The organism is Caulobacter sp. BE264 (genome assembly GCF_031457805.1).
Taxonomy (GTDB): domain Bacteria; phylum Pseudomonadota; class Alphaproteobacteria; order Caulobacterales; family Caulobacteraceae; genus Caulobacter.
In genome coordinates, this window is the sequence record NZ_JAVDXI010000001.1 from 935645 (window position 1) to 956713 (window position 21069).

Annotated in this window: 23 protein-coding genes; 7 read left to right on the forward strand and 16 right to left on the reverse strand. The window is 65.3% G+C overall.

Going from position 1 to position 21069, the window contains the following annotated elements; translation table 11 throughout:
- Window positions 1-10: 10 nt before the first annotated feature.
- From thiL to glyA, 5 genes are all read right to left on the reverse strand, one after another.
- The gene (thiL, locus tag J2X45_RS04545) at window positions 11-1069 is read right to left on the reverse strand and encodes a thiamine-phosphate kinase (RefSeq protein WP_310211748.1); all 1059 of its coding nucleotides are present in this window, start codon (window positions 1067-1069) and stop codon (window positions 11-13) included.
- Window positions 1029-1478, reverse strand: a complete 450-nt coding sequence (gene nusB, locus J2X45_RS04550; protein WP_310211750.1) for a transcription antitermination factor NusB — start codon at window positions 1476-1478, stop codon at window positions 1029-1031. Before nusB ends, thiL begins: the two co-directional genes overlap by 41 nt.
- Window positions 1475-1939 (reverse strand): 6,7-dimethyl-8-ribityllumazine synthase, encoded by a 465-nt coding sequence (ribH, locus tag J2X45_RS04555; RefSeq protein ID WP_310211753.1) that lies wholly within the window; start codon window positions 1937-1939, stop codon window positions 1475-1477. Before ribH ends, nusB begins: the two co-directional genes overlap by 4 nt.
- Window positions 1940-2004: 65 nt before the next feature.
- Entirely contained in the window at window positions 2005-2478 is a 474-nt protein-coding gene (gene nrdR, locus J2X45_RS04560) for a transcriptional regulator NrdR (protein ID WP_062099500.1), read from the reverse strand.
- Window positions 2479-2510: 32 nt separating this feature from the next.
- Window positions 2511-3797, reverse strand: a complete 1287-nt coding sequence (glyA, locus tag J2X45_RS04565) for a serine hydroxymethyltransferase (RefSeq protein ID WP_310211757.1) — start codon at window positions 3795-3797, stop codon at window positions 2511-2513.
- 164 nt (window positions 3798-3961) lie between these two features.
- On the opposite strand from glyA, the gene J2X45_RS04570 reads away from it, so the two are divergent.
- Window positions 3962-4408 carry a MucR family transcriptional regulator gene (locus tag J2X45_RS04570; protein ID WP_310211761.1) on the forward strand — a complete coding sequence of 149 codons (447 nt, stop codon included), beginning with the start codon at window positions 3962-3964 and terminating at the stop codon, window positions 4406-4408.
- Between the two features lie 97 nt (window positions 4409-4505).
- Here J2X45_RS04570 and hemA read toward each other — a convergent pair whose 3' ends face one another.
- The 6 genes from hemA to J2X45_RS04600 form a co-directional block, all read right to left on the reverse strand.
- Window positions 4506-5732 carry a 5-aminolevulinate synthase gene (hemA, locus tag J2X45_RS04575; RefSeq protein ID WP_310211764.1) on the reverse strand — a complete coding sequence of 409 codons (1227 nt, stop codon included), beginning with the start codon at window positions 5730-5732 and terminating at the stop codon, window positions 4506-4508.
- A 175-nt stretch (window positions 5733-5907) separates the two neighbouring features.
- A complete protein-coding gene (gene mmsB / locus J2X45_RS04580; RefSeq protein ID WP_310211768.1) occupies window positions 5908-6804 on the reverse strand; it encodes a 3-hydroxyisobutyrate dehydrogenase in 897 nt (298 codons plus the stop codon).
- Between the two features lie 71 nt (window positions 6805-6875).
- Window positions 6876-7673 (reverse strand): class I SAM-dependent methyltransferase, encoded by a 798-nt coding sequence (locus J2X45_RS04585; protein WP_310211770.1) that lies wholly within the window; start codon window positions 7671-7673, stop codon window positions 6876-6878.
- Window positions 7674-7730: 57 nt separating this feature from the next.
- Entirely contained in the window at window positions 7731-8783 is a 1053-nt protein-coding gene (locus J2X45_RS04590) for an enoyl-CoA hydratase/isomerase family protein (RefSeq protein ID WP_310211773.1), read from the reverse strand.
- A gap of 9 nt (window positions 8784-8792) precedes the next feature.
- Window positions 8793-9392, reverse strand: coding sequence for a histidine phosphatase family protein (locus J2X45_RS04595; protein WP_310211776.1), 600 nt, complete (start codon window positions 9390-9392; stop codon window positions 8793-8795).
- The gene (locus J2X45_RS04600; protein WP_310211779.1) at window positions 9389-10534 is read right to left on the reverse strand and encodes an isobutyryl-CoA dehydrogenase; all 1146 of its coding nucleotides are present in this window, start codon (window positions 10532-10534) and stop codon (window positions 9389-9391) included. The genes J2X45_RS04595 and J2X45_RS04600 overlap by 4 nt, the downstream gene beginning before the upstream one ends.
- A gap of 262 nt (window positions 10535-10796) precedes the next feature.
- Between J2X45_RS04600 and J2X45_RS04610 the strand changes: the two genes are divergently transcribed.
- The 4 genes from J2X45_RS04610 (at window position 10797) to J2X45_RS04625 (ending at window position 14366) form a co-directional block, all read left to right on the forward strand.
- The gene (locus J2X45_RS04610) at window positions 10797-11255 is read left to right on the forward strand and encodes a DUF2147 domain-containing protein (RefSeq protein WP_310211782.1); all 459 of its coding nucleotides are present in this window, start codon (window positions 10797-10799) and stop codon (window positions 11253-11255) included.
- Window positions 11256-11399: 144 nt separating this feature from the next.
- Window positions 11400-12899 (forward strand): NAD(P)/FAD-dependent oxidoreductase, encoded by a 1500-nt coding sequence (locus J2X45_RS04615; protein WP_310211785.1) that lies wholly within the window; start codon window positions 11400-11402, stop codon window positions 12897-12899.
- 58 nt (window positions 12900-12957) lie between these two features.
- A complete protein-coding gene (hemB, locus tag J2X45_RS04620) occupies window positions 12958-13962 on the forward strand; it encodes a porphobilinogen synthase (RefSeq protein WP_310211787.1) in 1005 nt (334 codons plus the stop codon).
- A gap of 8 nt (window positions 13963-13970) precedes the next feature.
- Complete coding sequence (locus J2X45_RS04625; RefSeq protein WP_310211790.1) at window positions 13971-14366, forward strand: NUDIX domain-containing protein; 396 nt, start codon at window positions 13971-13973, stop codon at window positions 14364-14366.
- On the opposite strand, the gene J2X45_RS04630 is transcribed toward J2X45_RS04625, so the two are convergent.
- Window positions 14363-14995, reverse strand: coding sequence for a TetR/AcrR family transcriptional regulator (locus J2X45_RS04630; protein WP_310211793.1), 633 nt, complete (start codon window positions 14993-14995; stop codon window positions 14363-14365). The two genes, J2X45_RS04625 and J2X45_RS04630, sit on opposite strands and share 4 nt — an antisense overlap.
- A 56-nt stretch (window positions 14996-15051) precedes the next feature.
- On the opposite strand from J2X45_RS04630, the gene J2X45_RS04635 reads away from it, so the two are divergent.
- On the forward strand, window positions 15052-15909 hold the full coding sequence (locus tag J2X45_RS04635; RefSeq protein ID WP_310211795.1) for a metal-dependent hydrolase: 858 nt from the start codon (window positions 15052-15054) through the stop codon (window positions 15907-15909).
- 145 nt (window positions 15910-16054) lie between these two features.
- On the opposite strand, the gene glyS is transcribed toward J2X45_RS04635, so the two are convergent.
- From glyS to J2X45_RS04655, 4 genes are all read right to left on the reverse strand, one after another.
- The gene (gene glyS, locus J2X45_RS04640; RefSeq protein ID WP_310211798.1) at window positions 16055-18049 is read right to left on the reverse strand and encodes a glycine--tRNA ligase subunit beta; all 1995 of its coding nucleotides are present in this window, start codon (window positions 18047-18049) and stop codon (window positions 16055-16057) included.
- Window positions 18050-18055: 6 nt separating this feature from the next.
- Window positions 18056-18955, reverse strand: a complete 900-nt coding sequence (locus J2X45_RS04645; RefSeq protein ID WP_310211799.1) for a glycine--tRNA ligase subunit alpha — start codon at window positions 18953-18955, stop codon at window positions 18056-18058.
- A 143-nt stretch (window positions 18956-19098) separates the two neighbouring features.
- Complete coding sequence (locus J2X45_RS04650) at window positions 19099-19962, reverse strand: fasciclin domain-containing protein (protein WP_310211803.1); 864 nt, start codon at window positions 19960-19962, stop codon at window positions 19099-19101.
- Between the two features lie 84 nt (window positions 19963-20046).
- Window positions 20047-20397: a DMT family protein gene (locus J2X45_RS04655; RefSeq protein WP_310211805.1), complete on the reverse strand. Its 351-nt coding sequence runs from the start codon at window positions 20395-20397 to the stop codon at window positions 20047-20049.
- A gap of 326 nt (window positions 20398-20723) precedes the next feature.
- Here J2X45_RS04655 and J2X45_RS04660 point away from each other — a divergent pair, with 326 nt between their 5' ends.
- Window positions 20724-21062 (forward strand): P-II family nitrogen regulator, encoded by a 339-nt coding sequence (locus J2X45_RS04660; RefSeq protein WP_010919216.1) that lies wholly within the window; start codon window positions 20724-20726, stop codon window positions 21060-21062.
- Window positions 21063-21069: the final 7 nt, after the last annotated feature.

The following is a 21069-nucleotide window of genomic DNA, read 5'->3' on the forward strand; positions in this document are numbered from 1 at the left end:
ATCGACGGCGCTAGCCGTGAAGCCAGCCTAGGCGGGACGGCGTGACGTCGCGCCCTTTGTAGTAAGCCGAAACCCCCTCGCCCTCGACGAATTCACCGATCTCGCTGACCTTCACGCCAGCGGCGGCGGCGGCGACACGGAAGGCCCAAGCCTCATTGGGATCGACGGCGCAGACGATCTCGTAGTCGTCGCCACCGGACGCCAGTGAGATCCGTCCCTCGACCTGTTCGGGCTGCTGATCCAGCCAAGCCTGAGCGCCGGGCGACAGCGGCAAGCGCTCCAGATCGACACGGACCCGGCACCCACTCGCCTTGGCGATGTGGCTGCTGTCCGCCAGCAGCCCATCGGAAACATCGGCGGCGGCCTTGGCGTGCACCCGCATGGCGTCGCGCAGCGTCACGCGCGGCTCGGGCTGGCGATAGCGGCGCAGCATCGCGCCGTCCGCGTCCAAGACTTCGCCCCACTGCGCCAGAAGGCCCAACCAGCCGTCGCCGATTGTGCCGGAAACCATCAACCGGTCTCCGGGCCTAGCGCCACGGCGAAGAATGGTCTCTCCCTGCGGAGCCCACCCCAAGAAAGTCGCGGAGACGACCAGGGGACCCGACGTCGTGACGGTGTCCCCCCCCAGAAGTGAGATATCGAAGGCGGCTCCGTCCTCGGCCAGTCCCCTGGCGAACGTCTCGCGGGAGGCCACGTCAGAGCCGGAGGGCCAACCGACCGCCAGGAAATAGCCGTAGGGTTCGGCAGCCTTGGCGGCGAGGTCCGACAGGTTGGTGCGCAGGAGCTTTCTTGCCACCACGTCCAACGCTTCATCGGCGAGGAAATGGACGCCGGCGACCATCGCGTCCTTGGTGATGACCAGGTCATAGCCTGGCCGGGAGGGCAGCACTGCTGCGTCGTCCAAGAGATCCAGCGCGACAGGGTCGCCCCGCGTCAGCGGCCGCAACAACCGCGCGATATGATCGAATTCAGTCGCCGGCGCCGCTGCGGGAGCCGCAGCGTCGTCTTCGGCGAACCAGTCTTCTTCGTCAGTCTCGTGCATCACGGGCGATCGCGTCGAGGGCGCCATTGATGAAGCCTGACTCGGGACCCTCAAAAAAGGATTTCGCGATCTCTACATATTCATTGATGACCACTTCGGTCGGAACATCGGGTCGATACATCAACTCGAACGCTCCGGCGCGGAGCACGGCGCGGGCCGTCGCATCCAGCCGCTCAAGCCGCCAGCCGGAGGCCAGGCGCTTGACGATGCCTTGATCGATCTTGTTCTGATTGGCCACGACACCTCTCGCCAAGTCGGCGAAGAAGGTCTCGTCGGCTGCCGCTAGCTGCTCCCCCTCGACATCCCGATCGAAGCGATGCTCGCCAAACTCGCGGATGACGGAGTCGACGCCAGCGCCCGAAACTTCCATCTGATAGAGGGCTTGTACAGCCGCTAGACGCGCCACCGAGCGCGGTTGGATACGTGCGCCGCTCATCGGGTCTGCCCCAGCAGTTGACGTTTCAGGGCGATTGTCTCCAGGCAGGCCTTGGCCGCGCCGCCGCCTCGATCCCCTTCACTGACCCGCGCCCGCGTCAGAGCCTGGGCTTCGTCATCAACCGCCAGCACGCCAAATCCGATCGGCAGCCGTTTGGCGACCCCGAGATCCTGAAGGCCTCGGGCGGTTTCATTGGCGACCAGTTCGAAATGGTAGGTCTCGCCCCGAATGACGACACCCAAGGCGATGTAGCCGTCGTAGCGCACGCCGACAGGCCGATGCCCCGCGTCTTCCGCCATGGCGATCACGGTCGGAATCTGCAGCGCGCTGGACACGGTAATCACGTCGTACTCAGCGCCCTGCGCCTCGATGGCTTGTGTGGCTCCACGCAGCAGTTCGTCGGAGATACCCGAATGGCTTCGGCCCTCCACGATCAGCAGGCGGATGTTCTCTTCAACCATCTAGCTCAACTCTCCACGGCCACGCGCGCCGCGCGACCCAACAAACACACATCAGGATTAACGGATCATGGCTCTTCTTCGCCGCCGTCGCTCAGACCTTCCTCGGTCAGGAACTTGGCGAAGTCGCTGGTTTCCTTGAAATCCCGGTAAACGGACGCGTAGCGGACATAGGCCACGTCATCGAGGGATTTCAACGCCTTCATGACCATTTCACCCACAGTCGAAGACGGAAGCTCGGTTTCGCCCATGCTTTCAAGCTGCCGAACAATACCATTGATCATGCGTTCGACGCGTTCGGGATCCACCGGACGCTTCTGCGTTGCGAGCCCAACCGATCGTACAAGCTTGTCCCGATCGAACGGCGACCGCCGCCCGGAACGCTTGACGATGATGAGTTCACGAAGCTGAACGCGTTCGAAGGTGGTGAAGCGACCACCACATTCGGGACACATGCGACGACGCCGGATAGCCGCCCCGTCTTCCGACGGGCGGCTATCCTTGACCTGGCTCTCGGCATGGCCGCAGAATGGGCAACGCATGATCTAGCCCCCTCCGCGGCGCAATCACCCTATTAGTTGTAGATCGGGAAGCGCCCCGTCAAGGCCAGCACTTCTTCGCGGACCTTGGCCTCCACAGCGGCGTTGCCGTCAGGACCATTGACCGCCAAGCCATTGACGACCTCGCCGATCAGTTCGCCGACGCGAGTGAACTCTGCCTCCTTGAAGCCGCGGGTCGTCCCGGCGGGCGTACCCAAGCGAATCCCCGAGGTGATCGTGAACGGCGCAGTGTCGAACGGCACGCCGTTCTTGTTGCAGGTCATGTAGGCGCGCTCGAGGCTGTGCTCAGCGTCACGTCCGGTCACGCCCTTGGGGCGGAGGTCGACGAGCATCAGGTGGCTGTCGGTGCCGCCCGAGACGATATTCACGCCCGACTTCAAAAGCGCCTCGGCCAGAGCGCGCGCATTCGCGACAACTTGTCGCGCGTAGTCCTTGAACGGAGGCTGCAGCGCCTCGCCGAACGCCACGGCCTTAGCCGCGATGACGTGCTCGAGCGGACCGCCCTGCAAACCGGGGAACACCGCCGAGTTGACCTTCTTGATGATCGCCTCGTCGTTGGTCAGCACCATGCCGCCGCGTGGACCACGCAGGGTCTTGTGCGTGGTCGTGGTCACCACATGGGCATGCGGGATCGGGTTGGCGTAAGCGCCGCCGGCGATCAGGCCCGCGTAGTGCGCCATGTCCACCATCAGGTAGGCGCCGATCGAGTCGGCGATTTCGCGGAACTTGGCGAAGTCGATCTCGCGGCTATAGGCGCTGCCGCCGGCGATGATCAGCTTGGGCTTCTCGCGCTGCGCGACCTCGGCGACGCCGTCGTAGTCGATCAGCTGGTCCTGCTGGCGCACCGAGTAGGAGATCGGCTTGAACCACTTGCCCGACTGGTTGGCTGGGCTGCCGTGCGTCAAATGGCCGCCGGCGGCGAGGTCCATCCCCAGGAACGTGTCGCCCGGCTGCAGCAGCGCCATGAAGACGGCCTGGTTAGCCTGCGAGCCTGAGTGAGGCTGGACATTGGCGAAGGCCGCGCCGAACAGCGCCTTGGCGCGCTCAATCGCGATCGTCTCGATCTCGTCCACATACTCGCAGCCACCGTAGTAGCGCTTGCCGGGATAGCCCTCGGCGTACTTGTTGGTCAGGATCGAGCCCTGAGCCTCCAGCACAGCCTTGGAGACGATGTTCTCCGAGGCGATCAGTTCGATCTGGTTCTGCTGGCGACCCAGCTCGCGACCGATGCGATCGAAGATGTCGCGGTCCGCGGTGGCGAGGTCCGCGCCGAAAAAGGCGCTGAGGTCAGTTTGGGTCATCACGCTCTCCTGGCGTTGCGGGGAGTCGGCAGAGGCGCCCTCTTTAACGGGATAGGCGCGGCGATCAATCTCGGAACCACTCGGGATGTTGCGCGTTGTCGACCCGCAGGGCGCGTCTCGCCCCTGCACGAACGGCGACGATAACAACAGGAGTGGGGTATCTCATGGCGTCTCAGGGCGGCGGAAGCACCGATGCGACGAACAGCAACGACGTCGACATTCTGGGGCTCAGCGCGGAGATCGTGGCGGCCTATGTCGGTCAGAACACAGTCGCTCAAGCGGCCATCCCGGACCTGATCCGAACTGTTCACGAGGCGCTGGCGACGCTGAGCAATGGGGGCGAGGCGCCACGTCCCGCAGAGAAGGCCAAGCCCGCGGTTCCCGTAAACCGCTCCGTGCAGCACGATTACATCGTCTGCCTTGAGGACGGAAAAAAGCTCAAGATGCTCAAGCGCTACCTGCGCTCGCATTACGACATGAGCCCGGAAGACTATCGTCGCAAATGGGGCTTGCCCCCGGAGTATCCAATGGTGGCGCCCGCCTACGCGGCGCGACGTTCGGACTTCGCCAAGCAGATCGGCCTGGGCAAGGGCGTGCGGCGCGGCAGCTGAACCGCCAAACAGACAAGAGAACGCCGCCGGCTCTCGGCGGCGTTCTTCGTTCCGGGAACGTTGGCGGCGTCCAAAGCTGAAGGTTCGCGTCTTCCCCTTAGGCCGCGTAGCCGCCCATCCGGGCGACGTTGCAGTGGGCCCATAGCTTCTCCATCGCCACGACCAGCTTGCGCATCATGTCGTCGGTGTGGAACGGCGTCGGCGTGAAGCGCAGGCGTTCGGTGCCACGCGGAACGGTCGGATAGTTGATCGGCTGCACATAGACGCCGAAATCGGCCAGCAGCATGTCGCTGATCATCTTGCAGTGCACCGGATCACCGACCAGCACAGGCACGATGTGGCTGACGCTGTCCATGACCGGCAGGCCCGCAGCCTTGAACATGGCCTTCAGGGTCGCGGCGCGCTCCTGGTGGATTTCGCGCACCTCGGGGTGTTGCTTGAGCCACCGGACGCTGGCCAGCGCCCCGGCCGTCAAGGCCGGCGGAAGCGAGGTCGTGAAGATGAATCCAGACGCCATTAGGCGAATGGCGTCGATCACTTCGGCGTCGCCGGTGATGTAGCCGCCCATCACGCCGAACGCCTTGCCCAGCGTGCCTTCGATGATGTCGATCTCGCCCATCAGGCCGTCGCGCTCGGCGACGCCGCCGCCGCGCGGCCCATACATTCCGACTGCATGGACCTCGTCGAGATAGGTCATCGCGCCGTACTTCTTGGCCAGAGCCACCGTTCCGGCCAGATCGGCGATGTCGCCGTCCATCGAATAGACGCTCTCGAACGCGATCAGCTTCGGAGCATCGGCCGGCGCTTCGGCCAGAAGCTGCTCAAGATGGGCCAGGTCGTTGTGCCTGAAGATCTTGCGCGGGCCACCGCCGTTGCGGATGCCGGCGATCATCGAGGCGTGGTTCAGCTCGTCCGAAAAGATGATCAGGCCGGGCAGAATCTTCTGGACGACCGAGAGGGTCGCCTCGTTGGACACGTAGCCGGAGGTGAACAGCAGCCCAGCTTCCTTGCCGTGCAAGTCCGCCAGTTCCTGCTCGAGCAAAACGTGGTCGTGGTTGGTGCCGGAAATGTTGCGCGTACCGCCCGAGCCCGAGCCGTGCTCATCCACGGCGGCCTTCATGGCGTCCACCACGACCGGGTTCTGGCCCTGACCGAGATAGTCGTTGCTGCACCAGACCACGACCTCCTGCTCGGAGCCGTCCTGGCGTGTCCAGGTAGCGCGCGGGAACTGGCCGCGCTGACGCTTCAAGTCGGCGAACACCCGGTAGCGACCCTCTTCGCGGATCTGCTCAACGGCGCTGCGGAACGCGGCTTTGTAGTCCATGTCGATCTCTAAACCACCGCCCAGTCGGGTCGGGAGTCCCCTAAGTCCAGGCTCGGCTTTTCGCACCAGTCGCCCGCAGTGTCCATCTAAGGGCGTTTACCTAGCAAATCGAAAGGCCTGATAGCCTTCATCGAGTTTATCGATAGACGCCCTAAACCATCGACTCTGGGCCGATTCAGTGGAGATCGGCCATCCTTCCGCGCAGTAACTCGATCACTGCGGAGAAATCCTTTCCGCCGAACCCGTTGGCGTCGAAAAGCGCGTAAAGAGCCTCGGCCTGCGCGCCCAACGGCGTAGAGGCGCCAGCCTTGGCCGCCGCTTCCTGGGCCAGCTTGAGGTCCTTCAGCATCATCGCCGAGGCGAAGCCGCCTTCGTAGCCGCGATCTGCGGGCGTCTGAGGTCCCACCCCGGGAACGGGGCAATACGAGGTGATCGACCAACACTGACCGGACGACTTGCTGGCGATCTCGAAGAACCGGTCGGCCGCCAGGCCCAGCTTCTCCGCCAAGGCGAAGGCTTCGCAGGTCCCCAGCATTGACACGCCCAGCAGCATGTTGTTGCAAATTTTGGCCGCTTGGCCCGCCCCGTGATCGCCGGCATGGATGGTTACGCGCGACATCGGCGCCAGGGCGGCCTCGACAGCCGCGAAGTCCCCAGCGGCGCAGCCGACCATGAAGGCCAGCGTCCCCGCCTCGGCGGCCATGATCCCGCCGGACACCGGCGCGTCGGCGAACCGGAAGCCGGCGTCCGCGGCTTGCCTGGCCACGGCGCGGGCGCTGTCCACGTCGATTGTCGAACAGTCGATCAGCAGGGCGGAGCTGGGCGCATGGGCTAGGATCTGCTCGCCATAAACCGCGCGCACATGCGGCCCCGCCGGCAACATAGTGATGACCACCTCGGCGTCCGCCACCGCGTCAGCGACCGAACCAGAGGCCCGGCAGCCCGCCGCCACGGCGCGCTCGACCGCAACCGCCGACAGGTCGAACGCGCGAACCTGATTCTGAGCCTTCGCCTGGTTCGCGGCCATGCCGCCGCCCATATTGCCCAGGCCGATAAAGGCGATACGCGTCATCTGGAACTCCCTGCAAAAGCGAACCGCGCCTCATGGGCGCGGCTCTTATCGTTGATCTCGTTCGACTGTTCCTAGCGAACAGGCTTCCGGAACTTGTAGACGAACTGGTCGGTCTTGCCGCGGATGCCCGCGTCATAGACGTTGGCCGCGCGAGGGTCGGCGGGATTGCGCAGCACGCGAGTCTCGCCCTCGAAGATGAAGCCGGCCGCCGTGACCTCGGCCTTGACCACCGCCGGATCGATGCGATGCAGCGTTTCGGTGTCCCGCAGACCCGTCCCGCTGTTGGCGACGTGGTCGAGAACCAGATAGACGCCGCCGGGCTTCAGCGCACGGAACACCTGCCGGTTCACGACGCCGAGGTCAGCAGGCCCCATGAACTTGTTGTGCATGTCGTGATAGTTCTGGGCCGTGAAAACCAGATCCAGCTTTTCGGGCGCGCCGAAGTTCGGCAGCGTGTTGAGGATGACCTGCACGTTCGAATAGGCTGGGTCGCGCGCGATCGCATTCACGGCCGGCTCGCGCTTGGCGAGTTTGGTCAGTTCGTCGGGAACGTAGGCGTAGACCTTGCCCCTCGGCCCGACCGCCTTGGCGAAAATCCGAGTGAAGTAGCCGCCACCCGGGATCAGGTCCGCGACCTTGGCGCCGCTCTTTACGCCGGCGAAGGCCAGCACCTCCCCAGGATGGCGATCCTTGTCGCGGACCATGTCGGCAGCGGGGCGCGACGGATCGCTCAGGGCTGCGGCGATGTTGGCGGGCAGCACGATCGCGACCGGACCAGACGGCGGCGGAGGCGGCGGCTCCATCATCGGCTGAGAGGCGCAGGCCGCCAGACCCAGCACGGCGACGAGACTTAGTAGCGGCTTACGCATGGCAATCCTTCCGAACCGACGTGTTCTTCTTTCCGGCACGTTAGCGCACGCCGTCCGCTACGTCAGCGGTATCCATTCCTCTCCGGCCGGCAGCGGGGCGAAGATCTCCGCCAGCGCTGCGTCGGTGACGTCTTCCACGCGGGCCGGCGACCAACGCGGCGCGTTGTCCTTGTCGACGATCACGGCCCGCACGCCTTCGATAAAGTCGTGCTTCATGACCACCCGCGAGCCGATCCGGTACTCCATGGCCATGTTGTCAGCGAAGTCGGCCATGGCCGCCCCCCGCTTCAGCTGTTCAAAAGCCACCTTCAGGGTTTGAGGCGATTTGGTCTTCATGACCTCAAGCTGCGCCTTGCCCCAATCGCTGGAGTCGAGGGTGAGGAACTCGAAGATCTGCTCGACGCTTTCGCCAACGAACAACCGGTTCAGGTCCTGCTCGAAGCCCAGAAGCGCGGCCTTTCCGGCATCGGCGCGATACTTCCTGAGCGTTTCTTCGACACGGCGCGGATCGGCCACGATCGCCTTCTTCAGGCCTTCTACGGCGCCAAACTCGACGAAGTGCGTGGCGATGCCCAAGCGCATGCAGTCGGCGCCCTTGATCCGCGCGCAGGTCAGGGCCAGCCAAAGCCCCGCCTTGCCCGGCAAACGCGGCAGATACCAGCCGCCGCCGACATCGGGGAACAGCCCTATGCCCGTCTCCGGCATCGCGAAGGTCGTGCGCTCGGTCGCGATGCGGATGTGAGCCGGCATGGAAATCCCCACGCCTCCGCCCATCACGATCCCGTCCATCACCGCAACGACAGGCGTGTCGTAGGTGAACAGAAGATGGTTCAGCTGATACTCGGTGTGGAAGAAACGTCGCGCCTCGACGCCGTCCTTGGCCCCGCTGTCGGCCAGCATGCGGATATCGCCGCCGGCGCAGAAGCCGCGCTCGCCCGCATGGTCGATGAGGACCATGTAGATCTCGGGATCCTCGCGCCATTCCAGCAAGGCGCCGATCATAGTCTCGCACATCCCCAGCGTCAGGGCGTGCAGCGCCTTGGGTCGATTGAGGGTGATCCGCCCGACGTTCTTATCGACGCGGATCAGGACTTCGGGTTCGTCGGTCATTTCCAAGTCCTAAGACGGTTCGGCCAGGGGTTCACAGTCGAAGCGATCGATCTGGCCGTTCGCGAGGCGGAAAACAGCGTCCTGGGGGATGTCGAGCCGCAGGGTCTCTTCCCGCGACAGGCCAGCATAGGCGCCGCGCAGCAACCGGCCGGCGACGCCGTGGCTGACGACGATCAGGCGTCGTTCGGGCTCTTCGGCCTGATCTTGCAGCCAGGCCGTCAGACGCGTGCTCATGGCCTCATAGGTCTCGCCGCCCGGGGCGTAGAATCCCCAGGCGTCATCCCCGGAAAGGTGCGGGTTCTCGCCATGCACCTCTTCGCGCAGACGGCCCGACCATTCGCCGACATCGATCTCGACCAGACGCTCGTCGAAATCGACCGTAAGCCCCAGCCGCGCGCCGATCGCTTCGGCGGTGTGCCGCGCCCGGCGCAGCGGGCTGGCGACCAGCCGCCACGGCGCGGGCGGGTCTCTGCGGATGAGATCGTGCAGAAGCCCGCCCATGGCGCGGGCCTGCGACACGCCCAGAGGCGTAAGATCAGACTCGGTCCGCCCCTGCAGACGGCCCTCGCGATTGTGGAAGGTCTGACCGTGACGGCAGAGATAGATCACTGCCTGAACATCTCGCGGGCGATGATGACGCGCATGATCTCGTTGGTTCCTTCCAGGATCTGGTGCACCCGCAGGTCGCGCACGATGCGCTCCAGCGGGTAGTCCTGGAGGTAGCCGTAGCCGCCATGCAGCTGCAAGGCGTCATTGGCGACCTGGAACCCGGCGTCGGTGGCAAAACGCTTGGCCATGGCGCATAGCTTGGTCGCCTCGGGATGCTTGCTGTCCAGCGCGTGAGCCGCGCGGCGCACCATCAGGCGGGCGGCCTCCAGCTCGGTGGCCATGTCGGCCAGCTTGAATTGCAAGGCCTGGAAGTCCTTGAGCGGCCGGCCGAACTGGTTGCGGGTCTCGAGATAAGTCTTCGCGGTGTCCAGGGCGAACTGAGCGCCGCCCAGCGAGCACGAGGCGATGTTCAGCCGTCCGCCGTCCAGGCCCATCATGGCGAAGCGGAAGCCCTCGCCTTCCTGGCCGATGCGGTTTGCGACCGGCACCCGGCAGTTGTCGAAATTGACCTGCGCGGTCGGCTGGGCGTTCCAGCCCATCTTGCGCTCGTTGGCGCCGAAGCTGAGGCCGGGCGTTCCCTTCTCGACCACAAAGGCAGAGACGCCCTTGGCGCCCTCCCCGCCCGTCCGCGCCATGACGACATAGATGTCCGAGACGCCACCGCCCGAGATGAAGGCCTTGCCGCCGTTCAGGACATAGTGATCGCCATCCAGCTTGGCCGTCGTGCGCATCGCCGCCGCGTCCGAGCCCGAACCCGGTTCGGTCAGGCAATAGCTGGCGATCAGCTCCATGCTCGTCAGGCGCGGCAGGTAGCGCTTGCGCAGATCATCCGAGCCGAAGCGGTCGATCATCCACGACGCCATGTTGTGGATCGTCAGGTAGGCCGCGACCGGCACATCCCCATAGCTGAGCGCCTCAAAGATGATCGAGGCGTCGAGCCGTGACAGGCCCGAACCACCGACGTCTTCATTCACATAGATGCCGGCGAAGCCCAGCTCGGCGGCCTGGCGTAGCACGTCGACAGGGAAATGCTTCTTCTCGTCCCAATCGGCAGAATGCGGGGCAAGCTGTCCTTCGGCGAAAGCGCGGGCGGCGTCCTGGATTGCGACTTGATCTTCGTTCAGCGCGAAATCCATGCGCACTTCCTCCCGTTCGGGGCAGAACCGCCCTCACATCATTGACGGCTGACGTGCCGCGACGGCGGCGCGGTGTCAATCATGCGCCGCCAGCATTTCACCGCGTCGGCGGGACTATGGGAAAGCCGAGGTCGGTGTGACCTGAAATCCTCCGTTACACGGTGTGAATCGCCCGTTGGGGCGCACCCTCTTGATAACCATCACCTTTCGCTCCAAATGCGCTCCTCCGGGGATGGCGTCCTCCACCACACTTTTTGCACTGACTGTGATGCGTTTCTTCAAATCCGTACTCGCCGCCTTGACGGTGGCTCTGTCCGTGACCGCGTTCGCCGCGCCCGCCTATGCCGGCGGCGACATCACGCGCAGCTATGGCGTCTGGCGCAATCCGAAGAACACGGTTCACCTCGAGATCAAAAACTGTGGCCCGGCGACCTGCGGCGTCGTGGTGTGGGCCAGCGCCAAGGCGGAAGCCGACGCGCGCAAGGCCGGCGCCGACACTCTGATCGGCAAGCAACTGCTCCGCGAATTCGAGGCCCAGGATAACGGCTCTCTGAAAGGCCGCGTGTGGGTCCCGACGTTGAGGATCACTCTGGTCGGCACCGCTGACGTGCTCGACGCCAAGACCATGCGCGCCAAGGGCTGCGTGATCGGCAACCTGCTCTGCAAGTCGCAGGTCTGGACGCGCCTGGATGGGCCGTCGGTGCTGGCCTCTCGCGCCGCCCCGTAGGCCGCGCCAAGCTCAGCCCTCGCGAACGGGCTTGATTAAGCGCAAAACACGCGCGACCCTCTAAGTGTACGCTGATAACTTAGGCGCCCGTCAGAGGCGTCCGGTTCGACTGGCCGCGCAGCGGCCTACACGGGAGGAACGGGCATGGCCGAGGCGGCGACGCTTCAGAAGACCGCGCATGGCGCGGCGACACATCATTTCGATGTCATCATCGTCGGCGCTGGCATCTCCGGGATCGGCGGCGCCTATCACCTGACGACGCAGAGGCCGGGAACACGCTTTGTCGTGTTGGAAGCCTTGGACAGCTTCGGCGGCACCTGGCTGACCCACACCTATCCCGGCATTCGCTCGGATAGCGACCTTTACACCTTCGGCTATCGCTTCAAGCCCTGGGTCGGTCCCCCGATCGCTACGGCCGCCGAGATCCTCAGCTACATGGGCGAAGTGATCGAGGAAAACGACCTTGCCCCGCACATCCGCTATCAGCGCCGGATCAGCGCCGCACGCTGGTCCTCGAAGGACAAGCTGTGGACGCTGGAGGTGACAGGCCCGGACGGCGTCGAGATTTACACAACCAACTTCCTCTGGATGTGCCAGGGCTATTACCGGCATTCGGTCGGCTATACGCCCGACTGGCCGGGCATGGAGGATTTCGGCGGCCGGATCGTCCACCCCCAGACCTGGCCGGCGGATCTCGACCTGAAGGGCAAGAAGGTCGTCGTCATCGGCTCCGGCGCCACCGCTGCAACCCTCGTCCCCAACATCGCCGGCGACTGCGAGCACGTGACGCTTCTGCAGCGCTCGCCAACCTATTTCGTGCCGGGCCGCAACGAGAACGAGCTGGCCAACACCCTGCGCCAGCTCCAGGTCGACGAGACCTGGATCCATGAGATCGTCCGCAGGAAAGTGCTGTTCGACCAGCATGACTTTACGCGCCGCGCGATCGAGGAATCCGACGCCGTCAAGGCCGAACTGCTGGAAGGCGTGAAGATGTTCCTCGGCGAGGACTTCGATATCGCCAAGCACTTCACGCCGCGCTACCGCCCCTGGCGCCAGCGGATCGCCTTCGTGCCGGACGGCGATCTCTTCCAGGGCGTCGCCTCGGGCAAGGCCAGCGTCGTCACCGACGAGATCGAGCGCTTCACCACGACCGGCCTGCTGCTGAAGTCTGGCGAAACCCTGGACGCCGACGTGATCATCACCGCCACAGGCTTTGACCTCTCGGTGCTAGGCGACATCGCCTTCGAGATCGACGGCCAGCCGCTCGACTTCGCCAAGACGGTCACCTACCGCGGCATGATGTTCACCGGCGTGCCGAACCTCGTCTGGGTCTTCGGCTATTTCCGCGCCAGCTGGACCCTGCGCGCCGACCTGATCGGCGACTTCGTCTGCCGCCTGCTCGCCCACATGGAGGAGAAAGGCGCCAAGCAGGTCGAGGTCGCCCTACGCCCCGAAGACAAAGACATGAAGATCGGGAGCTGGATCGATCCCGAGGACTTCAATCCCGGCTACCTGATGCGCAACATGCACCTCCTGCCCCAGGCCGGCGACAAGCCCGAATGGCGGCACACCCAGGACTACTGGACCGAGAAGGATCTCTTCCCGACCATCGACCTGGACGACGCGGCGTTCCGCTATTCGTGAGGACGCTTAAGGCGTCTGGAAACTTGCTTAGGCGGGCGGCGCGGTCCAAATCAACGCCATGACCACGCCGCCCCTCGCCCCCTATCCGCACACCCGCCTGCGCCGCGTGCGCCAGAGCGACTGGGTCCGCCGCCTTGTTCGTGAGACCGAGGTCCGGCCTTCGGACCTTATCTGGTCGATGGTGGTGCATGAGGGCGAAGGCGTGATCCCGGTCGCCTCGATGCCCGGCGTGGAGCGCCTGTCGGTCAAGGAAGCCGCCAAGGCCGCCGTCCGCGCCCGTGATCTGGGCATCCCGGCCATCGCCATCTTCCCGCACATCGATGGCTCGCGGAAGGACGCGGCCGGCTCCATCGCCGCCGATCCGGACGGCGTGATCCCGCGCGCCGTTAAGGCCATGAAGGACGCCGCCCCCGAGGTCGGCATCATGTGCGACGTGGCGCTGGACCCCTTCACCGACCACGGCCACGACGGCGTTGTCGAGGGCGGCAAGATCCTCAATGACGCCACAATCGAGCGCCTGATCGAACAGGGCCTGATGCAAGCCGAAGCCGGCGCCGACATCCTGGCGCCGTCCGACATGATGGACGGCCGCATCGGCAAGCTGCGCGCGGCGCTGGAAGCCGCCAGCTATCAGGACGTGATGATCATGTCCTACGCGGCCAAGTACGCCTCGGCCTTCTACGGCCCATACCGCGACGCCATTGGCTCGGCCAAGCTGTCCGCCGGCCAAGGCGACAAGAAGACCTATCAGATGGACCCGGCCAACACCGAGGAAGCCATTCGCGAAGTCGCCCTCGACATCGCCGAGGGCGCCGACATGGTCATGGTCAAGCCGGGCATGCCCTATCTCGACATCGTCCGCCGCATCGTCGACGAGTTCCGCATGCCCACCTACGCCTTCCAGGTGTCGGGCGAGTACGCGATGATCATGGCCGCCGCGCAGAACGGCTGGATCGACAAGGACCGCGCCATCCTGGAAAGCCTGACCGCCTTCAAGCGCGCCGGGGCCGCCGGGATCATCACCTATTTCGCGCCTTGGGCGGCGGAGAAGCTGGGCGCTTAGAGCCCCGCATGACCCGAGTGCTCGACATCGTCACCGCCGTCATCCGCGATGCGGAGGGCCGACTGCTGCTGGTCCGCAAGCGTGGAACGGCCATCTTCATGAAACCCGGCGGCAAACGCGACGCCGGCGAGGAAGACCTGACCACTCTGGCCCGCGAACTGCGCGAGGAGCTGGGTTGTGAGCTTGTGTCGGCGACCCTGCTCGGCCATTTCAGCGCCCGAGCCGCCAACGAGGCCGGCTTCACGGTGCAGTCGGCGACCTATCTCGCCGAGGTGACGGGTGAGATCGGGCCGCGCGCCGAGATCGAGGAACTGGCCTGGGTCGATCCCACAGCGCCCGGCGATCGGCGTCTGGCGCCGCTGCTGACCGACGCCGTGCTGCCGGCCTTGAAAGCTCGGGGCTAGCCCCGCGCGGCGGCCACGACCTGATCGATCCGCTCCTGGATCAGCGCCTGGGCCAGCTCGCGCGCCCGGCCTGAAGGGCGCCCGAGCAGTTCGCTCAGGGTCGGGCCGAAGAGGCCCACTCCCACCGCCAAGATGATGTTCAGCAGGATGAAGTCCACGACCGCGTCGCGGTTGGGCACGGCCTCGCGCGCCACGCGGGTGTCGATGATCTCGTCGACGACATCACGCACCAGGGTCATCCGCTTGCCCTCGCCGGTCATCTCCAGCCAGGCCGCCAGACGCGCCGCGCCCTTGGTCTCGAAGGCGTCGAACAGAGCCTGAGCGCCCAGGCCGACATAGGAGTCGTCTCTCTGGATGACGGCGATCACCTTGTCGGCAAGCTGGCGGATCATCCGTTCCATCAGCGCCGTCTCGACGCCCCCGATCGACCCGAAGTGGTGGATGACATTGGCGTGGACCACGCCGGCCGCCTTGGCCACGTCAGCCAGTTTCAAGGCCTGGGGCCCCTGCTCCACCAGGATCGCCTCGGCGGCCGCCAGAATGTTCTCGCGGGCGGCTTCCGGCGAGCGGCGCACGCGCGGCGCGCGGGATTGCGGGACCTCTATTGACATTTTTGTCAGTACAACCAAATCTCAAGAGCAACGGAGGCTGACCAAGCCCCAACTCGGCCCAGGACACAACGCCCATGACCGCCGCGCCCCAATCCAAGCACACCCCCGATGATCTCGCCGTCGCCCCGCGCGACATCCGCTTCGACCTGGCCTCGGCCCAGAAGGGCCACTGGCTGGGCGGCGATCCGGTCGGCACCGCCGTCTTCAACGCGCTGTCCCTCACCTTCCCGGACGGCGAGCGGATGTTCATGGATGCGGTGAAGGCCTATCGCGACCGCCTTTCGGGCAAGCTCGCCGAGGACGCCAAGGGCTTCATCGCCCAGGAGGCCATCCACTCGCGCGAGCACCATCACCTCAACAGCCTGATCGACCGCGAGCGCTATCCGGTCGCCGAAATTGAGGAGACCATTCGCGGCCGGGTGAAGATGGCCCGCGAGCGCGGGCCGATGGCCATGCTGATCTCGACCATCGCGCTGGAGCACTTCACGGCCATGATGGCCGAGATGCACGCCCGCCACCGTAACCTGTTCGACACCACCGATCCCGAGATCGAAAAGCTGTGGCGCTGGCATGCGGTCGAGGAGACTGAGCACAAGGCCGTGGCCTATGACGTCTTTCTGGAGGTGACCAAGGACTGGTCGCCCCTGAAGCGCTACATGATCCGCTGCCGGGCGATGGTCTTTGTGACCATCATGTTCACCCGCAACATCAGCCGCTATGCGGCGCGCCTGCTGGAGGCTGACGGCTATACGCCCGAGGCGGCGCTGAAGGCGGTGAAGCGCTTCGTCTGGGGCGATCCAGGCATCTTCCGCCGCGGCTGGAAGACCTATTTCGCCTGGTACCGCCCGGGCTTCCACCCGTGGGACCAGGACGACCGCCCGCTGGTCGCCGACTGGATGGCCGAGTTCAACGCGGCGGCGGTGCGGGCTTAGGGTTCAACATATCCGATCGCCCCGGCGAAGGCCGGGGCCCAGATCGTAAGGCTGTGAGGTCCTCGCAGAAACGCCCGCGATCCTTTCGGATACGCGGGCGTTCTTGCATCTGGACCCCGGCCTTCGCCGGGGAGATCGGGTTGGGTTACCCCGCGATCAATCCAAAGTCCGCCACCTGGCCCATCGCATCCCGCACGGCCGCCAGCGTGCGCAGGCGGTTGTCGCGGTGCTCGGGCTCGTTGACGAAGACGCCGTCGAGGTAGGCGTCGACCGGACCGCGCAGCTCGGCCAACTGGGTCATGGCGCCGGTGAAGTCTTCCTTGGCCAGCGCGTCCTTCAGCGGTTTGTCCAGCAGGCGCAGGGCGTTGTAGAGGCCCACCTCGGCGGCGCTGTCGGCGGCCGGCTCGGCAGGCGCGCCGGTCGGCAGCGGGCCCTTCTTCTCCTCGGCCTTGAGGATGTTGGAGGCGCGCTTGTAGCCGGCCAGCAGGTTCTTGCCGTCGTCGGTCTTCAGGAAGCCATCCAGAGCCTCAACGCGGGCGACGATGCGCGCGAGGTCATCGTCGCCGAGGGCGAAGACCGCGTCGACGAGGTCGTGGCGCTTGCCCTGGTCGCGGAGCGTGACTTTCAGGCGGTCGGCGAAGAAGGCTATGAGGTCCTCTTTGCCGAACTTGGCAAGCGAGACCCGCAGCCCGTTCTCCAGAATAATCCGGATCACACCCAGCGCCGCGCGACGCAGCGCATAGGGGTCCTTAGACCCAGTCGGCTTCTCGTCGATCGCGAAGAAGCCGACCAGCGTGTCCAGCTTGTCCGCCAGCGCCACAGCGATGCTGACCGGCGCGGTCGGCACAGCGTCCGAGGGCCCTTGCGGCTTGTAGTGGTCGCGCACGGCGTCGGCGATCTCGCCGTCCAAGCCGAAGGTCCGGGCGTAGTAGCCGCCCATGATCCCCTGCAGTTCGGGGAACTCGCCGACCATCTGCGAGGCCAGATCCGCCTTGGCCAGACGGGCGGCTTCCTTGGTCTTTTCGACATCCGCGCCGACCAGCGGGGCGATCTCACCGGCCAAAGCAACGATGCGCTCGACGCGCTGGGCCATCGTCCCGAGCTTGGCGTGGAAGGTCACGCCGTCCAGCTTCTTGAGCCAAGGTTCGAAGCCGACCTTGACGTCCTCGTCCCAGAAGAAGCGGGCGTCGGACAGGCGCGAGGACAGCACCTTGGCGTTGCCGGCCGCAATCACCGCGCCGCCGTCGGCCGCCTGGATGTTCGCGATGGTGATGAAGTGCGGGGCGAGGCCCTCTTCACCGGCCTTACGAACGGCGAAGTACTTCTGGTGCGTGCGCATCGAGGTGCGGATCACCTCGGGCGGCAGGCTGAGGAAGGCCGGGTCCATGTCGCCCAGCACCGGCGTCGGCCATTCGGCCAGGCCCGCGACTTCTTCCAGCAGGCCCTGGTCCTCGACCAATTCGAGATGACGCGCGAAGCACAGGGTCTTGCAGCCCTCGAGAATGCGCTGCTTGCGCTCCTCAACGTCCAGCACGACGAAGTGCTTTTCCAGGCCCGCGACATATTCGTCGAAGTCCTTGGCGACGAAGGGCTTGGCCTCACCCATGAAGCGGTGGCCTTCGGTGACGTCGCCGCTCTCGATGCCCTCGATCGAGAACGGCACGACCTCGCGGTCCAGCACGCACAGGATGCGCTTCAGCGGGCGCACCCAGCGCAGCTTCTTCGTGCCCCAGATCATCGACTTGGGCCACGGGAAGCTGCGCACGATGGCCTCGACCATCTCGGCGATGATCTCAGCGGTCGGGCGGCCCTTCTTTTCGATGAAGGCCATGTAGACGCCGTCGCGCTCGACCAGTTGGTCTTGCGTCAGGCCGGCCTTGCGCAGGAAGCCTTCCATGGCTTGCGGCGGGGCCCCGACGCGGGGGCCCTTCAGCTCTTCCTTGCGGTCGGCCTGGGCCAGCGGCAGGCCTTCGGCCACCAGGGTCAGGCGGCGCGGGCCGGCGAAGGTCTTCAGCGCCTCGGGCAGGAAGCCGGCGGCGGCCAGGTGCTCGCGCGCCATGCGCTCCAGGTCCTTGGCGGCCTGGGCCTGCATACGGGCGGGGATCTCTTCCGAGAACAGTTCGAGGAGAAGTTGGGGCATCAGACTTTACGCGGCTTCCTGCTGCTCGACCCAGGCGCTGGCGCACATCCTACAAAGGTCGCGGATGCGGCCGATGTAGCTGGCGCGCTCGGCGACGGCGATCGCGCCGCGGGCGTTCATCAGGTTGAAAAGGTGGCTGGCCTTGAGGACCATGTCGTAGGCGGGCAGCACCAGGGCCTTGTTCTGGTACGAGCGGGCCAGCATCAGCGGCACCTGCTCTTCCATCTGCTCGAACTGCTGCTTGAGCACCGCGACGTCGTAGCCGTGGAAGTTGGCCTCCGACTGCTGGCGCTCGTTCTCCAGGAACACCTCGCCATAGGTCGTCGCGCCGAGCGGCGAGTCCGGATCGTTGAACGGCAGGTCATAGACGTTGTCGACGCCGAACACGTACATGGCCAGGCGCTCCAGGCCATAGGTCAGCTCGCCCGCCACTGGGTTCACATCCAGGCCGCCGACCTGCTGGAAGTAGGTGTACTGCGACACTTCCATGCCGTCGCACCAGACTTCCCAGCCCAAGCCCCAGGCGCCGACGGTCGGGTTTTCCCAGTCGTCCTCGACGAAGCGGATGTCGTGGGTGCGCAAATCCAGGCCGATCGCTTCCAGCGAACCCAGATACAGGTCCTGCATGTTCTCGGGGTTCGGCTTCAGGATGACCTGATACTGGTAATAGTGCTGCAGGCGGTTAGGGTTCTCGCCATAGCGACCGTCGCCCGGACGGCGCGAGGGCTGCACGTAGGCGGCGTTCCAGGCCTTGGGGCCAAGGGCGCGCAGCACTGTCGCGGGGTGCAGGGTCCCTGCCCCCACCTCAACGTCATGCGGCTGCAGGATCACGCAGCCCTGCCGGCTCCAGTAGTCATGGAGCGTCAGGATCAGGCTTTGGAAGGACTTGGGTTTTTCGCGCGACATCTATTGAAGCAGGCCTAGAAAAAAGTCGGCGGACCATAGGGCCCGCCGACTGCTGCTTCAAGCGATGTCAGGAGCGCGTCAGGCGAAAGTGTGAGCGGTTTCGCCGCACGACGCGCGACCAGCAAGAAATCTTGGAAAAGGCCTTAGTTGCCCTTGGCCGCCGTGCGCTTGCCGGCGTTCGACATCGGCTTGCCGTACTTGGCGCGGTTCTCAGGCGTGTCGGCGACGGGCGGGTTGGAGACGACGTTGGCGTCACCGGCCTTCAGCGTGGCCTGCTCGTCAGGCGACTTCGAAGAGACGGCCATCACCGCCGAGGCGTCAACGCCGGCGGCCGGCGCGGCCATCGCGCTGGGCGCCGGCGCCGCGTCCGTGGCGGTGGTCGATTGCACCATCGCCGTCATCTGTTCGCTGGTCGAGACGTTGGTCGTCGCGCCAGAGTCCGAGGCCGATACGGCGGCTTGCAGCCCCGGCACGTCCTTGGGCAGCAGCACCTTGTCCACGACGTGCAGCACGCCGTTCGTGGCCATGACATCCGCCTGGATGATCGTGGCGCCGTCCACCATCGGGGTCGCGCCGCTGCCATCCAGCATCAGAGGCGAGCCCTCGACGCTCTTCACGTCGCCCTTGGCGCCCTTGATCTTGCTGGAGTCCACCTTGGCGTTGATCAGGTGATAGGTCAGCACCTTCTGCAGCATAGGCCCGTTCTCGGGCAGGAGTAGATTGTTCAGCGTCCCCGCTGGCAGGGCGGCGAAGGCCGCGTCGGTCGGCGCGAACAGGGTCAGATTCTGGTTGGTCTTGAGCACGCTGGTCAGGTTCACGGCCGATACGGCCTTGAGGAAGGTAGTGAACTGCCCTGCAGCCTGAACAGTGTCGATCAGGTCGCCCTTGGCGACGACCGGCGCCTGCGCGGCGGGCGCCGGTGCTTCGCTCGCGGCGGTCTGGGCTTGGGCGGCGCCGGCCATCAAGGCGACTGCGGCGGCGGCGGTCAGAATGCGCTTTGAGATCATGGTCGAGCTCCTCTCGGTTCGAGCGATCTACGCCTGACGCCAAGAGTCGGTTCCGCGATCACGGGCACGTGATTGCGGTGAAGCTCACTTGAAAAAGAACACGAGCCCTGCGCCACAGACGATCAACGCAAACCCCAGGAGGGTCGTCATCTTGATCTGCTCTCCAAGATAGAAAACCGAGAATAGGGTGAATACGATCAACGTGATCGCCTCTTGCCCGGTCTTGAGCTGAGCTGTCGAATACATAGTGCTTCCAAGCCGATTGGCGGGAACGGCCAGCATGTATTCCGGAAGGGCGATCATCCAGCTGGTCAGGATCGCGACAGGCAAAGCCATGCTCTTGTTCTTCAGATGCCCGTACCAGGCGAAGGTCATGAACACGTTGGACGCCACGAGCATCAGCCACGGCGCGACCTTCAGGATGATAGGCGGCATTTCCAGGAACTCCGGGTCTGTCGGAAGGGAGGCGCAACCTAGGCGAACCCGCCCGTCGCGCGCCAGCGGTCATCCCGTGGGCCGAAAACGCCGAATTCTGTCGCAGCAAGGACCCCTGAAGCCCATTTTTTGGGCGCCGCGCCCATTTCGTTTCCAAAACCTTGCTCGCATGCCCCGTCACGGAACCGTCGCCGATAGCCTGGCCGGGCCGGGGAAACGATGCAGCGCGCAAGGGCCGCGTCGGCGGTGATCACAAACGGGGGCGATTTCGTCTTCGAACAATCAAGCAAATCAAGCCCGCGTCTCGGCGGGCCGGAGCAAGGCGGATGAAACTGATCATAGCGGTCGTCAAACCCTTCAAGCTGGACGAGGTGCGCGAAGCGCTCGTCGCGGCCGGCGTCGAAGGCCTGACGGTGTCTGAAGTGAAGGGCTACGGCCGCCAGAAGGGCCAGACCGAGATCTACCGGGGAGCCGAGTACCAGGTGAATTTCGTGCCGAAGGTGAAGCTGGAGGCCGTCGTCGATGACGCTTCGGCCGCCAAGGCCGTCGAGGCCATCAAGGGCGCAGCCGCCACCGGCAAGATCGGCGACGGCAAGGTCTTCGTCCTCAATGTCGAGGAAGCCGTCCGCATCCGCACCGGCGAAACCGGCTCGGCCGCTCTGTAACGCATCG